At 73.4% G+C, this 13,487-nt stretch carries 15 protein-coding genes; 8 read left to right on the top strand and 7 right to left on the bottom strand.

Annotation, left to right across the window (positions count from 1 at the left end; translation table 11 throughout):
* Positions 1-73: 73 nt before the first annotated feature.
* Complete coding sequence (mce, locus tag GT358_RS00370) at positions 74-478, top strand: methylmalonyl-CoA epimerase (RefSeq protein WP_166580594.1); 405 nt, start codon at positions 74-76, stop codon at positions 476-478.
* Positions 479-551: 73 nt separating this feature from the next.
* Complete coding sequence (locus GT358_RS00365) at positions 552-839, top strand: DUF1467 family protein (protein ID WP_166580593.1); 288 nt, start codon at positions 552-554, stop codon at positions 837-839.
* Between the two features lie 4 nt (positions 840-843).
* Here the strand turns inward: GT358_RS00365 and GT358_RS00360 are convergent, their stop codons facing one another.
* From GT358_RS00360 to GT358_RS00350, 3 genes are all read right to left on the bottom strand, one after another.
* Positions 844-1,533: an EI24 domain-containing protein gene (locus GT358_RS00360; protein ID WP_166580592.1), complete on the bottom strand. Its 690-nt coding sequence runs from the start codon at positions 1,531-1,533 to the stop codon at positions 844-846.
* Positions 1,530-2,108 carry a nitroreductase family protein gene (locus GT358_RS00355; RefSeq protein WP_166580591.1) on the bottom strand — a complete coding sequence of 193 codons (579 nt, stop codon included), beginning with the start codon at positions 2,106-2,108 and terminating at the stop codon, positions 1,530-1,532. Before GT358_RS00355 ends, GT358_RS00360 begins: the two co-directional genes overlap by 4 nt.
* A 64-nt stretch (positions 2,109-2,172) precedes the next feature.
* The gene (locus GT358_RS00350; RefSeq protein WP_166580590.1) at positions 2,173-3,564 is read right to left on the bottom strand and encodes an aminotransferase; all 1,392 of its coding nucleotides are present in this window, start codon (positions 3,562-3,564) and stop codon (positions 2,173-2,175) included.
* Between the two features lie 124 nt (positions 3,565-3,688).
* Here GT358_RS00350 and GT358_RS00345 point away from each other — a divergent pair, with 124 nt between their 5' ends.
* Complete coding sequence (locus GT358_RS00345; protein WP_166580589.1) at positions 3,689-5,323, top strand: GMC family oxidoreductase; 1,635 nt, start codon at positions 3,689-3,691, stop codon at positions 5,321-5,323.
* On the opposite strand, the gene GT358_RS00340 is transcribed toward GT358_RS00345, so the two are convergent.
* Entirely contained in the window at positions 5,320-5,553 is a 234-nt protein-coding gene (locus GT358_RS00340; RefSeq protein WP_166580588.1) for a hypothetical protein, read from the bottom strand. The genes GT358_RS00345 and GT358_RS00340 overlap by 4 nt on opposite strands.
* A gap of 164 nt (positions 5,554-5,717) precedes the next feature.
* Between GT358_RS00340 and GT358_RS00335 the strand changes: the two genes are divergently transcribed.
* Positions 5,718-6,464 (top strand): M48 family metallopeptidase, encoded by a 747-nt coding sequence (locus GT358_RS00335; RefSeq protein WP_166580587.1) that lies wholly within the window; start codon positions 5,718-5,720, stop codon positions 6,462-6,464.
* On the opposite strand, the gene GT358_RS00330 is transcribed toward GT358_RS00335, so the two are convergent.
* The gene (locus GT358_RS00330; protein WP_166580586.1) at positions 6,461-7,111 is read right to left on the bottom strand and encodes a hemolysin III family protein; all 651 of its coding nucleotides are present in this window, start codon (positions 7,109-7,111) and stop codon (positions 6,461-6,463) included. The genes GT358_RS00335 and GT358_RS00330 overlap by 4 nt on opposite strands.
* 327 nt (positions 7,112-7,438) lie before the next feature.
* Positions 7,439-8,845, bottom strand: coding sequence for a diguanylate cyclase (locus tag GT358_RS00325; protein WP_166580585.1), 1,407 nt, complete (start codon positions 8,843-8,845; stop codon positions 7,439-7,441).
* A 94-nt stretch (positions 8,846-8,939) separates the two neighbouring features.
* Between GT358_RS00325 and GT358_RS00320 the strand changes: the two genes are divergently transcribed.
* The 4 genes from GT358_RS00320 to GT358_RS00305 all read left to right on the top strand — a co-directional run bounded on the left by GT358_RS00320 (position 8,940) and on the right by GT358_RS00305 (position 12,322).
* The gene (locus GT358_RS00320; protein WP_166580584.1) at positions 8,940-9,218 is read left to right on the top strand and encodes a DUF3572 domain-containing protein; all 279 of its coding nucleotides are present in this window, start codon (positions 8,940-8,942) and stop codon (positions 9,216-9,218) included.
* A gap of 45 nt (positions 9,219-9,263) precedes the next feature.
* A complete protein-coding gene (locus GT358_RS00315) occupies positions 9,264-9,962 on the top strand; it encodes an HAD family hydrolase (RefSeq protein ID WP_166580583.1) in 699 nt (232 codons plus the stop codon).
* 96 nt (positions 9,963-10,058) lie between these two features.
* On the top strand, positions 10,059-11,636 hold the full coding sequence (locus tag GT358_RS00310) for a trimethylamine methyltransferase family protein (protein WP_166580582.1): 1,578 nt from the start codon (positions 10,059-10,061) through the stop codon (positions 11,634-11,636).
* Positions 11,637-11,767: 131 nt separating this feature from the next.
* Positions 11,768-12,322 carry a fasciclin domain-containing protein gene (locus GT358_RS00305; RefSeq protein WP_166580581.1) on the top strand — a complete coding sequence of 185 codons (555 nt, stop codon included), beginning with the start codon at positions 11,768-11,770 and terminating at the stop codon, positions 12,320-12,322.
* Between the two features lie 43 nt (positions 12,323-12,365).
* On the opposite strand, the gene GT358_RS00300 is transcribed toward GT358_RS00305, so the two are convergent.
* Positions 12,366-13,379, bottom strand: coding sequence for a zinc ABC transporter substrate-binding protein (locus GT358_RS00300; protein WP_166580580.1), 1,014 nt, complete (start codon positions 13,377-13,379; stop codon positions 12,366-12,368).
* Positions 13,380-13,487 lie beyond the last annotated feature (108 nt).

The following is a 13,487-nucleotide window of genomic DNA, read 5'->3' as shown; positions in this document are numbered from 1 at the left end:
CCGTGAACATCCGGTTAACGCGCCACCGGCGCACGGGGCTTGCGGCGCGGGGGCGGCCGGGCGACAAGGGGCCATGATCGGCCGTCTCAACCACGTCGCCATCGCCGTGCCGGACCTGACGGCCGCCGCCCGCACCTATCGCGACGCGCTGGGCGCCGAGGTCGGAGAGCCGGCGGACCTGCCCGGTCACGGGGTCCGCGTCGTCTTCGTCACACTGCCCAACACCAAGGTCGAACTGCTCGAGCCCCTGGGCGACGACAGCCCCGTTGCGGCCTTTCTCGCGCGCAACCCTGCCGGGGGCATCCACCACCTCTGCTACGAGGTGGAGGACATCCGGGCGGCGCGCGACCGCCTGCTGGCTGCGGGCGCGCGGGTGCTGGGCGACGGGGAGCCGCGGACGGGCGCGCATGGCAGGCCGGTCCTGTTCCTGCATCCGAAGGACTTCGCCGGCACGCTGGTCGAGCTGGAGGAGGCCTGAGGCTGCGACCATCGCGCGCCTTGGCCTGCCCCGCGATCCGGTCTAGGTCCGGCCCCGACCCGGGAGAGACGCCATGACCATCACCTCCGCCCTCGTGCTGTTCGCCGTGATCTGGTTCATGGTGTTCTTTGTCGTCCTGCCCCTGCGGCTCGTGACCCAGGGCGACGCGGGCGAGGTCGTGCCGGGCACGCCCGAATCCTCGCCCATCAACCCCGACATCGGACGCAAGGCGCGGATCACCACGCTGTGGGCGCTCGGGCTGTGGGCGGTGATCGCGGCGACTGTGGTCTGGGGACCCTGGGGGGTGCGCGACCTCGACTGGTTCGGGCGGATGGAACCCCCGCGCACGGCCGCGCCCTGACCGCTCAGCCGCGCGCCAGCCGCTGGAACAGGTGGGCGAAGGCCGCCGCGGCCAGCGTCGGCGCGACGAGGTTCACGACCGGCACCGCGAGCGGCAGCGCCGCGACCGCGCCCAGCGCCCAGATCCGCCCCCGGTGCCGCCGCGCCAGCGCGGCGACCGCATCGGGCGGCAGCCGCCGGAGCGCCGCGACGCGAAAGCTCTCGCGCCCCAGGAGCCAGCCGTTGAGCCCCAGCCAGATCAGCGGCGCGAGCGGCGCGGCCACGAGGTAGAGCCCGAACGCCAGCGCGTTGGCGAGCAGCACCACCCCGAACGAGGAGGCTGCGTCGCGAGCCGCCTCGGACCAGGGCTGGGCGCGGGCGGGGGGCAGGGCGGGATAGTGGCGCGCCTCGACCGCCCCGGCCACTTCGTCCAGGAAGAGCGAGGTCATGGCCGAGGCGACGGGCACCATCAGCACGACCGACAGCACCAGCACCACCGGCACCGCGGCCCAGGTCAGCAGAGCCCCGAGCGGCGCCGTGCGGTCGATCCACGGGATCGCCACCGTCTCGGGGACGGCCCAGGCGACCAGCGCGACCACCCCCGCCGAGGCGCCGAGCAGCAGCACCAGCGCCAGCGCCACGCCCCGCCCCAGCACGCGCCGGAAGGCCGGGTCCCCGATCTGGCCCAGCGCCAGGAGATAGGACGAAAGGATCACGCCTCGACCCACTCCACGATCCGGTCGAGGTCGGGGCGCGGGCGGTCGGGCACGGGGGCGGTCGGCGTGCCGATATGGACAAGGCCCGCGACGCTCTCCCCCTCGGCGAGGCCCAGCCCCTCGCGCCGGAACACCGGGTCGTAGCAGGGCCAGCCGGTCAGCCAGTTGGCCCCCCAGCCGGCCGCGAGCGCCGCGTTGAGCAGCGACAGGCAGGCGGCCCCGGCGGAATAGGTCTGCTCGACCAGCGGGATGCGGTCGGTCGGGCGCGGCACCTGCACCACCGCCACGGCAAGGTCCGCGTCGGCATATTGCGCGGCCGCCTTGGCGATCTTCTCGGCCTCGAGGCCCAGCGCCGCCCCCCGCGCCTCCACCAGCGCGGCGAGGCGGCGCGTGGCGGGCCGCGTCAGGACGAGGAACCGCCACGGCTCGAGCTTGCCGTGATCGGGCACCCGCGCCGCAGCGGTCAGCAGCGTGCGCAGCTCCTCGCGCGAGGGGACGGGGGGGCGGAGCGTGCGGGCGGGCCGCGAACGGCGCGTGAGGAGAAAGTCGAGAACGGCCGGGTTGGAGTCGGGCATGGGGCCTCCGCGGGGGTCGCCCCCAGATAGGACCCGGACGCCCCCCGCACCAGACCCGGCGAGATCAGTCGAGCCGCACCCCCTCGCGCACCAGCTCGTCGGCGACCTGCCGGATCGCGCGGGCCATCGTGTCGGCGATGCCGTCGGCCTGATCCTCGGTCAGGATCAGGGGCGGGGACATGACGTTGAGATGCCCCAGAGGCCGGACCAGCAGGCCCATCGCCTCGGCCGCGGCGGCGATGCGACGCGCCTCGCCCACCTCGTCGGGCAGGGGCTCGCGCGTGCGCTTGTCCCGTACCGATTCGATGCAGACCATCAGCCCGCGCCCGCGCACGTCCCCCACGAGCGGCAGGTCGCGCAAGGCCGACAGGCGCTCGAGGAGCCGGTCGCCCACGCGGATTGCGTTGCCGAGCAGGTCCTCCTCGCGCGTGATCTCGAGGGCCTTGAGCGCGGCGGCGGCCGCGACGGGGTGGCCCGCATAGGTGTAGCCCGAGGTGAACCAGCGCTCGCCCCGCTCGGCCATCGCCTCCCAGATGCGGTCGGAGAAGATCACCGCGCCCATCGGCACATAGGCCGAGGTCAGGCCCTTGGCCACGCAGATCATGTCGGGCCGGATGCCGAAGGCGTCCTCCGAGGCGAACCAGTGGCCGATCCGGCCGAAGGCCGTCACCACCTCGTCGGCGACGAACAGGATGTCGTTCTCCCGGCAGATCTCCCAGATCGCGCGGAGATAGCCCTCGGGCGGGATGATGACGCCGCCCGAGGCCTGGATCGGCTCGGCGAAGAAGGCGCCGATGCGCTCGGGACCCACGCGCCCGAGCAGCGCGCGGAACTCGTCCACCAGGGCGTCGCGGAACTCCGCCTCGGTCATGCCCTCGGGGCGGCGGTAGGGATCGGGGCAGGACAGGTGGAAGATGCCCTCGCTCTGGTAGCGGAACTCGGGCACGCGGTCGCCGCGGCGCTTGCCGATGCTCATGCAGAGATGGGTGGAGCCGTGATAGCTCTGCTCGCGGGCGACCAGGCCGGTCTTGTCGGGCCGGCCGAGGCAGGTCTGCACATAGGCCACCATGCGCGCGGCGCTGTCGATCGCGGTCGAGCCGCAGGTGGTGAAGTGCACGCGGTTGAGGTCGCCGGGCGCGAGCGCCGCGAGTTCCGCCGCCAGCCGGGCTGAGGGCTCGTTGGTCATGTCCACGAAGGTGCTGCAATAGGCGAGCCGCCGCGCCTGGTCGGCGATGGCCTCGGCCATGTCGGCGCGTCCCAGCCCCACATTGGTGCACCAGAGCCCTCCCACCGCGTCGAGATAGCGCCGCCCCTCGCGGTCCCAGAGCCAGACCCCCTCGCCCCGGTCGATCACGAGCGAGCCCTCTCGCTCGAAGGTGCCGAACTGGGTCCAGGGATGCAGGGTATGGGCGTGGTCCAGCGCCCAGGGGTCGTCGTTGCGCAAGGCGACGGTCATGGCTCACCTCCTCCGTCCCCCCGGAGGCTAGCGCGCGGGCCCGCCTCGGCCAATCGTCTGCGAGCGACACCCGATGTCGCAGCGTGTCGCCTGCGCGGCCGCGGGGCTTGCTAGCACGGCCGGCATGGACGCGATCGCACAGGGCGAATGGGACATCATCATCGTCGGCGCAGGCTCGGCCGGCTGCGCGCTGGCTTGGCGCCTGTCGGCCGATCCGCGCCTGCGCGTGCTGGTGGTCGAGGCGGGCGGCACCGACCGGCGGCTGTTCGTGCAGATGCCGCTGGGCTACGGCAAGCTCTTTCACGACCCGCGCGTGAACTGGTGCTTTCGCGCCGAGCCCGATCCGGGCCTGGCAGGTGTGGCAGACCACTGGCCCCGCGGGCGGCTTCTGGGCGGGTCGTCCTCGATCAACGCAATGGTCTGGATCCGCGGCCATCCCGGCGATTACGAGGACTGGGCCGAGGCGGCAGGCTCCTTCTGGGGCTGGCCGGAGGCGCTCGCGGCCTTCCGCGCGCTCGAGGACTGGGAGGGCGGCGCGGACGAATGGCATGGGACGGGCGGTCCGCTTCACGTCTCGACCGGGGCGCGCGATCCCCATCCCCTCGTCCGCCGGGCCATTGCGGCGGCGCAGGCGGCCGGGCTGCCCTTCAATCCCGATTTCAACGGCGCCTCGCTCGAAGGGGTGGGCTTCTACCCCATGACGATCCGCGGCGGGCGGCGCAACAGCGCGGCGCGCGCCTTCCTGCGGCCGGCGATGCGGCGCGGCCGGGTCGCGGTGATGACGCGCGCGCAGGCCACCCGGCTCCTGTGGGACGGGCACCGCTGCACGGGGGTGGAGGTTGTCCGCAGGGGGCGCATCCTGCATCTGCGCGCCGCGCGCGAGGTGGTGCTGTCGGCCGGCGCCGTGGGCACGCCGCAGATCCTGATGCTGTCGGGGGTGGGCGACGGGGCGGCGCTGGCCGCGCTCGGGCTGCCCGTCCTGCACCACAACCCGCAGGTGGGCCGCAACCTCTGTGACCATCAGGGGCTCAACTACACCTGGCGGATGCGGGTGCCGACCTACAACCAGGTGCTGCGGCCCTGGTGGGGCAAGGGCCTCGCGGGGGCACGCTGGCTGCTGTCGGGGCGGGGGCCGCTGGCCTTCTCCATCAATCACGGCGGCGGGTTCTTCCGCACCGATCCGGGCCGCAACCGGCCCAACATGCAGCTCTACATCCAGGCCTTCTCGACCCTGATCCCCCGCGCGGGCGAACGGCCCGTCCTGTCGCCGGACCCGTTTCCGGGCATGTCGCTCGGGCTGTCGAACTGCCGTCCCACCAGCCGGGGCGAGATCGCGCTGCGGACGCCGGACCCGCTCGCCCCGCCCCGGATCACGGTCAACGCGCTTTCGTCGGACGAGGACATCCGCGAGATGCTGGACGGCGTGCGGATGCTGCGGCGCATCGCGGCGCAACCTCCCTTCGCCGAGGTCGTGGCCGAGGAGCTGCGCCCCGGCCCGGCCGTCGCCACGGAGGAGGCGCTGGTCGCCGATATCCGGGCGCGGAGCGGCACCGTCTATCACCCCTCCTGCACGGCCCGGATGGGCCGCGACCCGGCGCGGTCGGTCCTCGCGCCCGACCTGACGGTGCGGGGGGTGGAGGGGCTCCGCGTCGCGGATGCCTCGGCCTTTCCCACCCTGCCGGGCGGCAACACCAACGCACCCGCCATCCTCGTGGGCTGGAAGGCCGGCGATCTGATCCTGTCGCGCCGGGCGGCCTAGCGGGGCCGGACGCGATAGATGCCTTCCGGCAGGTCCAGCGCCGCGCGCAGGTCGCGCAGCATGGCGGGCGACAGATGGACGGCCGCCACGCTGCCGCTGTCGGGATCGTACTGCTCGACCACGACCCCCGACTCGGAGGCCCGGATCACCACGTCCTCCTGCAGGGGCGCAGGGCCTTCATCCACCAGGGTGATCACCGTGGCGTCGAAATCATGTTCGATCGTGACCATGCCCCGATCCTACCGGCGCGGCCCCGCCGCGTCCACGGGCGGGGCGACCGGCAGGGCCCCGCGCGGTCCGATGCCAAATCCGTGAGCGGCAGGGGGGGCGGCTGGTCCGTTCCGCCGCGACGTCCTAGGGTCGGCCCGAGGGGCAACGAAGGGGAAGGGGGTCCATGCGTCTGTTCCGTCTTGCAGCGTCGCTGGCCGTCTGCGTCGCGCTGGGTGCGTGCGTCGCGCCCCCGCCGCGCGGTCCGGTCGGGGCTCCCGTGCCGGACCGGATCATGGTTCCCGCCGCCCCCGCCGACCGCGGTCTCGACCGGGCGCGGACCTTTCTCAGCGTTGCCGAGCGGATCGAGCCCGTGGCCGAGGTGGAATGCCGCCGGCGCAACCCGCCCTCGGTGAACTGCGACTTCCGCATCGTGGTGGACGACCGCCCCGGCATGCCGCCCAACGCCTTCCAGACGATCGGGCGCGACGGCCGGCCGCTTTTGGCCTTCACGCTCGCGCTGCTGGCCGAGGTGGAGAACGAGGACGAACTGGCCTTCGTCATGGCGCACGAGGCGGCGCACCACATCGCGGGCCATCTCGCCCGCCAGGACGTGAATGCCAGCCGTGGGGCGGCCATCTTCGGGGAACTCGCCTCGCAGCGGGCCGGGGCCACGGCCGAATCGATCCGCCGCGCGCAGCTTCTGGGCGCACAGGTGGGCGCACGCACGTTTTCCAAGGAATTCGAGCTCGAGGCCGACGCGATCGGCACCGTCGTGGCGGCCCGGGCCGGGTTCGACCCGATCCGCGGCGCGCAGTTCTTCCTGCGCATCCCCGATCCCGGCAACCGCTTCCTCGGCACGCATCCGCCCAATGCCGAGCGCATCGCGACCGTGCGGCGCGCCGCGGCCGAGATCGGGTTCCGCCCCCGCTAGGCCAGCGGCCCCCAGGCCACGGCGGCGAAGAAGCAGCCGGAGGCCGCCAGCACGAAGCCGTGCCAGATCGCGGTGGAGAAGCGCAGGCTCTCCCACAGGAAGAACACCGTGCCCAGCGTGTAGAGCAGCCCTCCGGCGGCGGCGAGGACGATCGCCGGGGTCGGAAGCGCCAGCGTCGCCGGCCACAGGACCAGCGCGCCCATCCAGCCGAGCGCCAGATAGAGGGCCGTCCCCCATGGGTCCGGGTCGCGCCAGAAGGCCATCTTGGCCACCGCACCCCCAAGCGCGAGAGCCCAGAGCGCCCCGAGCGCGGCCCAGGCCAGCGCCCCCTGGGCCAGCGCCGCGAAGGGCGTGGCCGTCCCGGCGATCTTGAGGAAGATCGCCGCATGGTCGAGCCGGCGCAGGAGACCCCGCAACCGGTCCCAGGGTGCCAGATGATAGAGTGCGGAGGCGGCGAAGGTGGCGAGCAGGGCCGCCGCATAGACCAGCCCCGCCGCGCCGCGGGCTCCATCCATCCGGCTGACCGTCCAGACCACGACCGCGACCGCCCCGGCCACGGCGAAGCACAGGCCCAGCACATGCACCACCGCATCGGCGATCCGTTCGGAGCGGAGCCGTGCGGCATAGGGCGAGGGCGTGTGGGTCATCGAGATGGCGGTCCCGGGCCGGTGGGGCCCCTGCAACAGCAACGCAGGACCCCGCCGCGCGGTTCACCGCCCCCGCGCTGCCGTGAGGGCAGGGGAGGGAGGCCGGCGCCCGCGGCCGTCCGCGCTGCTGCGCCAAGCGGCGCGGCTCTCCCGCCACAAGGGGGACATCCCGCGGGGCCGGGGGCCTGCCTCGGCCCGGGTCCGGCGCCTGCCGCCCGGCCGCCGAACTCCGGCCGGGACCCGTCCCCGTCCTGCGCGGCACCGGTCGGAAGAGGCCGGGCAGGAGGGGGCCGGGGCAGACGGCTCCATGTCCCCGGCGCGGCTCCCTCAGTTCGCCGGGGCGGGCACCGCAACCGTGACCATGTTGCGCCCGCCGCTCTTGGCAGCATAGAGCGCGGCGTCGGCCCGCTCGAGCAGGCTCGGGGCATCGAGCCCTCGGGCGAGGTCCTCCGGTCCGGCCGCGGCCACGCCGACCGAGAGGGTCACGCGCGCGGTCCGGCTGCGGGGCCCGATCCAGGCCGCCTCCGTCCCGGTCGCCGCGAGCGCCCCGTCCCCGGCGGCGCGATCCAGCGCGAAGGGCTGGCTCTCGACCGCGCGGCGGAGCGATTCGGCCACCGCCCGGGCCTGCGCGGCCCGCGCGCCCGGCAGGACGGCCAGGAATTCCTCGCCCCCCATGCGGGCGAGAAGGCAGCCCTCGCCGAGGCGGGTGCGCAGGCGCCGCGCCACCTCGGCCAGGACCCGGTCGCCCGCCCCGTGGCCCCAGCGGTCGTTGACCGCCTTGAAATGGTCGATGTCGAGCACGAGCAGCGCGAGCGGCTCGCGCCGCGCACGGGCCTCCTCGATCAGGCGGTGCAGTTCGGGTTCGGCATGGCGGCGGTTGTGCAGCCCGGTCAGGGGATCGCGCAGCGCGGCCTCCAGATGGGCGCGCACCGTGGCGCGCAGCCGGTCGGCCCGCGCCTTGCGTTGCAGCAGAAGCCGGACGCGAAGCTCGATCTCCGGCGTGCCGGCCGGACCGCAGGCCACCCCGTCCGCCCCGAGATCGAGCGCGAGGGCCGCGGTCTCGGGCGCGGTGTCGGGCAGAAGGACAAGGGTGGCGGCGTGCTGTCCTTCGGTCCGCGCGCGCAGCTCGGCCAGCCGGTCGAGGATGCGGATGCCGCCGGGCAGGTCGCCGCGCAGCCCGCGCGCATCGAGGATGTAGAGGTCCGCCTCGTCCCCCTCGGGCACGACCAGGGCGACGCCGCGTCCCAGCGCGGCCAGGTCGCTGCCCACGCCCTCTCCGGCCGGGGCGGGCAGAAGCGCCACGCGACCCGCCGCAGGACCCAGGAACGCGGCCGGAGCCTCGGCCAGTCCGCCCGCCGCATCCAGATCCCGTGTCCGCGCCCGGTCGCGCAGGATGCGCCGCACCCGCGCGAGAAGAAGGCGCGGCGGACTGTCGCGCTCGACGATGTCCTCGGCCCCGCCGGCCAGCGCGGCGATCCGCAGGTCCGTCCGGCCGGCCGGCACGAGGACGAGTGCCGGGACCGACCGCCCGCAGGCCGCCAGCGCGCCCAGCCCCTCGCCCCCGTCGCCCGCATCGACCAGCGCGAGCGAGGCGCCGCCGCGCCCTGCCGCCCGCCGCGCGAGCGGCCCCGCGCCGGCATGGTCCTCCGCCGCGAGGCCCGCCGCCTCGAGGGCGGCGCGCAAGAGCAGGCGGCGCGGTGCGTCCGACCCGACGATCATGATGCGTCCCGTCATGCCGGTCCCTTCCTTCTGCGCCCCCGGGGCGCCTTCGGACCCATCCTGACTCAAAATCGTTAAGAAAGCGTTTCCAACCTGGTAAGCATGACGCATGAACCGCGATGCCGCCGAGACCCTCGCCCTGCGTGCCCTCGCCTGGATGGCCGGGCAGGAGGAGATGGCCTCCCGCTTCGCCGCGGCCACCGGCATGCCGCTGTCCGAGGCCTCGGCCCGCCTGCAAGACCCTGTTTTCCTTGCATCCGTTCTCGAGTTCCTGTTGAACGAGGATCGCTGGGTGATCGCCTTCTGCGATGCCGAGGGGTTGCGCTACGAGGAGCCGATGAAGGCGCTGGTGGCGCTGCCGGGCGGCCGCCGGGACGAATGGCCGTGAGCAGACGTTAACCGATGGCCCGCAATCGGGCGGAAGGCAGGCGGAATGACGCGCATCCGGGGAATCGTGTTCGACAAGGACGGCACGCTGTTCGACTTCCAGGCGACCTGGGGCGCCTGGAGCCGCCGGCTGATCGAGGAGGAATCGCGCGGCGATCCCGGCCTGCGGGACCGTCTGGCCGATCTGCTGGGCTACGACCTCGCCACCGGGCGCTTCCGTCCCGACAGCGTCGCCATCGCCGCCACCACCCGGACCGTGGCCGAGCATCTCCTGCCGGTCCTGCCGGACGAGGATCTGGAGGCCCTGATCGCCCGCATGGATGCGCGTGCGGCCGAGGCGCCGCAGGTCGAGGCCGCGCCGCTGGCCGAGCTCATGGAGCGGCTGGAGGGCATGGGCCTCGCACTCGGGGTGGCCACCAACGACAGCGAGGGACCGGCGCGGGTCCATCTGGAGGAGGCGGGCGTCGCCGACCGCTTCGCCTTCGTCGCGGGCTTCGACAGCGGCTGGGGCGCCAAGCCCGGGCCCGGCCAGCTTCTCGCCTTTGCCGAGGCGGCCGGGCTCCATCCCGGCGAATGCGTCATGGTGGGCGACAGCCTGCACGACCTGCACGCGGCGCAGGCGGCCGGGATGACGGGGGTGGCCGTGCTGACCGGGCCCATCCCACGGGACGTCCTCGCGCCGGCGGCGGCGGCGGTGCTGGCCTCGATCGCCGATCTGCCCGACTGGCTTCGCGGGCGCATCTGATCGCTGATGGTCCGGGAGCGACCCGAAAGGTCGCAGCCCGCCTGCCCGCCCCGCGCTTGCGCCGGTAGGATCGCCGCGACAGGAGGGGAGGGCCCCATGGCCGAGGAGATCGCCAGCACCGAGGCGCCGCGCGCCCGCCGCCGCAGCGGGGGCCGCGCCGGACATTCCGCCCGCCGCGGCAGCGCCGTGCACGAGCAGATGCCCTGGCGCATCCCCCTCAACCGCGACCGCCCGACCGAGCCGCTCGACGAGGAGGGCATCGCCGCCATCCACGACGGCGCCATGCGCATCCTCGAGGAGATCGGGATCGAGTTCCTCCACGACGAGGCGCTGGACCTGTTCCGCCGGGCCGGCTGCCGGGTCGAGGGGACGAACGTCCGCATGGGCCGCGACTGGGTCGAGGAGATGGTCCGCCGCGCGCCGTCCCGCTTCACCATCACGCCGCGCAATCCCGGCCGCGCCCTGCCGGTCGGCGGGCAGTCGCTCCTGTTCGGCAACGTGTCCTCGCCCCCGAACTACTGGGACCTCGAGATCGGCCGCAAGGTGCCGGGCACGCGCGCGCACTGCGCCAACCTGTTCCGCCTGACGCAGCACTTCAACTGCATCCACTTCGCCGGGGGCTACCCGGTCGAGCCGGTGGACGTGCACCCCTCGGTCCGCCATCTCGACGCGCTGTTCGACAAGCTCACGCTGACCGACAAGGTCTGCCATGCCTATTCGCTGGGTGCCGAGCGGGTCGAGGACGCGATGGAGATGGTCCGCCTCGCCGCCGGGCTGTCCGAGGAGGAGTTCGCCGCCGGCCCGCGGATGTACACCAACATCAACTCCACCTCTCCGCTCAAGCACGACGCGCCCATGATCGACGGCTGCCTGCGGCTGATCCGGCGCGGCCAGGCGGTGGTGGTCACGCCCTTCACGCTGGCGGGCGCCATGGCCCCGGTGACGATGGCCGGCGCCGTCGCGCTGTCGGTGGCCGAGGCGCTGTCGGCCATCGCCCTCTTCCAGTGGGTCGCGCCGGGCTGCGCCTGCGTGCTCGGCACCTTCACCTCCAACGTGGACATGCGCTCGGGCGCGCCCGCCTTCGGGACGCCCGAATACATGCGCGCCACCCAGATGACCGGGCAGATGGCGCGCTTCTACGGCCTGCCGCTGCGCGCCTCGGGCGTCTGCGCGGCCAACGTCCCCGACGGGCAGGCCATGTGGGAGACATCCAACTCGCTCTGGTCGGCGGTCCAGTCGGGCACGCACATGGTCTATCATGCGGCCGGCTGGCTCGAGGGAGGGCTCGTGGCCAGCCCCGAGAAGTTCGTCATGGATTGCGAGATCCTCCAGATGATCCAGCGCTACATGGAGCCCGCGATCTGGGACACCTCGCCCGACGCGATCGCGCTGGACGCGATCCGAGAGGTCGGATCGTCGGGGCACTATTTCGGCACCGCCCACACCCAGGCCCGCTATGAGACGGCGTTCTATGCGCCCTTCGTCAGCGACTGGCGCAACTGGGAGGCGTGGGAGGCGGCGGGCGCCGTCTGGACGGCCGAGCGCGCGCACCGCCTCTACAAGGAGATCCTCGCCGCCTGGGAGGAGCCGCCGATGGACCCCGCCTGCCGCGAGGCGCTGGCGGATTTCGTGGCGCGCCGCAAGGCGGAAGGCGGCGCGCCGACCGACTTCTGAGGAGGCCGGTCCTCGCCCATCACGGAACCGTGATCGGACCGCGACGAAACCGGGAGGGTCCGGTTTTCGTGAGTCTGGGCGTTGGCCGGGCCGAAACCCGGTCAGGATCAGACCCATACGGGAGAGAACCGATGAAGACGCTTCTTGCCGCCTCCGCCCTCGCGCTGACCGCCGGGGCCGCTCTGGCCCAGATGGACGGCGAAAACCCGATGGTGGGCGGCGCGCCGATGCTGCCCACGAACAACATCGTCCAGAATGCGGTCAACTCGGCCGATCACACCACGCTGGTGGCTGCCGTCCAGGCGGCGGGGCTGGTGGAGACGCTGCAGGGTCCGGGGCCGTTCACCGTCTTCGCGCCGACCAACGACGCCTTCGCCGCGCTGCCCGCCGGCACGCTCGACACCCTCCTGATGGAGGAGAACCGCGACCAGCTCACGCAGATCCTGACCTGCCATGTCGTGGGGGCCGAACTCTTCTCGGGCCCGCTGATCGAGCAGATCGGGTCGGAGGATCTGGTGGCCCAGATCACGACGCTGGGCGGCTGCGTCATCACCGCCCGGATCGTGGGCGACGGGCTCCAGCTCACCGACGAGAACGGCAATACCGCCAACGTGACCATCGCGGACGTGGACCAGTCGAACGGCGTGATCCACGTCATCGACGCCGTGCTGCTGCCCGCCTCCTGACGGGGCAGGGCCGCCGGGCCATTCCCGGCGGCCCCCTTTCGCCTCAGCCGCCGAGGCATTCCTCGAAGGCGGCCGCCATCTGCTCCATCATCGTCTCGTAGAGCGCGGGCCCCGGCTCGAGGCTCACGCCGTCCGGGTCCACTTGGGCCGTGCGCAGGTCGGCCCCCTCGCCCAGCGTGGCGGCCCAGGCGGGATCGGTCTCGGCGTCCAGGATCAGGCAGACGATGTCGCCCGACCGCACCCCCTGACGCAGCTCGTCCACCGTCCGCGGGCTCGGCGCGGCGCCCGAGGCATCGGCGAGCGCCCCCCCCGTGGCCAGACCTGCGGCGCGCTCGAAGTAGCGATAGGCGTCGTGGCCCGCGGCGAAGCCCGTCCCCGACAGAGGTCCGAGGCGTTCGCGCAGATCCTCGCCCAGCGCGGCCATGCGCTCCTGCGCGGCGGCGGCGTTGGCGCGGTAGGTCTCGGCATGGGCGGGGTCCTCCTCGGCCAGCACCTCCGCGATGGTGCCGAGCCAGGCCGAGGCGACCGCCGGATCGAGCCAGGCATGCGGATCGACGTCGCCGGGCCGGCCGTGGGCGTGGCCATGGTCATGCGCATGATCGTGGTCGTGCGCGTGGTCATGATCGTGGTCGTGGTCATGCCCGTGATTATGGTCATGGTCATGGTCATGGTCATGGCCGTGTTCTGCGCCGTGGTCGTGACCGTGATGCGCGTGCTCGCCCAGGATCAGGGGCTCCCACCCCTCGGTCGCCAGCAGTTCCACCACACGCGCGTCGGGGGCGAGCGAGGAGAGCGCCCCCTCCATCCAGGGCAGCATCGCCGGCCCGGTCCACACGATCACGTCCGCCTGTCCCAGCGCGCGCGCCTCGGACGGGCGCAGCGCCATGTCGTGGGGCGAGGTGCCCGGCGGCACGATCAGCCCGGGCTCGCCCACCCCCTCCATGACGAGCGACACGAGGCTGTGCACCGGAGCGGTGTCCGCCAGGACGCGCGGCGTCTCGGCCAGGGCGGGCGCGGCGAGCAGGGCGGCAAGGGCGGCGGATGCCGAAAGACGCATGGGGATTCTCCTTCTGCGATGTCTGCGATCCGCACCACGCCTAGCGTGACCGTTACGATATAACAAGTGCGTCCGTTACCCTGTAACGCCTTTCCGCTTGCCAGACCG

It is taken from the genome of Rubellimicrobium sp. CFH 75288 (assembly GCF_009904055.1).
Lineage (GTDB): Bacteria > Pseudomonadota > Alphaproteobacteria > Rhodobacterales > Rhodobacteraceae > Rubellimicrobium.
This window is presented reverse-complemented; position numbering and strand designations above follow the sequence as displayed.